Here is a 1,038-nt window from a genome sequence, read left to right on the forward strand (position 1 = left end):
GTCGGCCCATGAGAGCCCATCAAAGCCGTCAGGGAGTCGGTGGACTCGCACGTCCACATCGAATGCAGTTTCGACCGCTTCGGCCAAGTCTCTGCTTTGCCACAACGTGACGCCCTTGGCTAGCGCATGCTCTGTGGCGCAGACAGCTAGATCGCGCCCCTGATCCACGTTGCGAGTGGAGGTATGTGCCCATTGAAACTTCGGCACATCCTGCCGATACCCGAGGAATGCGAGGTCTGTACGCATCTGGGCGAGGCGTTCCGCTTCGCGGATTGCGGCGTCAGACGCGGTCAGGGGAGCTGTCGAAGTCCTCGCGGCCATGGCGGGCGTGATGGGGTTCGCGCCCAGGAGCCAGTCGACGGATGCGCCGCATAGATCGGCGATCCTGGCCAGGTCGAGCGAAGTGAACCTTCGAACGCCGGACAACGACTTGGACATCTTGGATTCGTCAAGCCCTACCTTGCTGGCGAAGACCGCTTGGGTAAGGCCGCTGTCTGTAATCAGTTGGCGTACTCGTGCTGCTGTCATCTCCCCGGCCATGAAGAAATTCTATGTACTGCTTGCGAAAATCGCAAGAGCTGGTAGATCATGGAAGTTTGCACTCACCGTGGCTGTGGCATTACTCGATGACATGTTCGAATCTGCCACATGAGTCAGACGTGGGGATCACTGCCCCACCTGCCACAACTGTTGCCGCTCCGTTGTTCATAGCGTCACCCCGCATGATGGCTGCTGCATCCTCGTGCGTGCCACCGACGGCAAGCGTGAGCCGGGCTTGGGACGCGTCCAGGTCGAGGCGGGCCAGTGCTGCGAAGAGGCCGTCGTCATCGCTCACGGCTTCCATCTCTCCTGGTAGTCCGGGTGGTCGGAGTAGGGCAGGGCGAGCAGTTGCACAACCGCTTTGTACGCGCCGCGTCGGACCCTCGTGCCGCCGGCGAGGATCGTCCCCTCGGAGACCTGGGCGGAGAGCTGGGCACCTTCGTATAGGGCAAGGATCTCCCGCTTGGCTTCGATCTCGCGCAGGATGCGGCCGGGGTC

At 61.8% G+C, this 1,038-nt stretch carries 2 protein-coding genes; both read right to left on the reverse strand.

Annotated elements, in window-relative coordinates:
* The coding region (locus ACWDS7_RS48690; protein ID WP_451934861.1) for a helix-turn-helix domain-containing protein at positions 1–540 on the reverse strand (540 nt) is incomplete at its 3' end.
* A gap of 291 nt (positions 541–831) precedes the next feature.
* Positions 832–1,038 (reverse strand): DUF6221 family protein (locus ACWDS7_RS48695; protein WP_451934862.1); only part of this gene is annotated, 207 nt, incomplete at its 5' end.

It is taken from the genome of Streptosporangium sp. NPDC003464, from assembly GCF_053588315.1.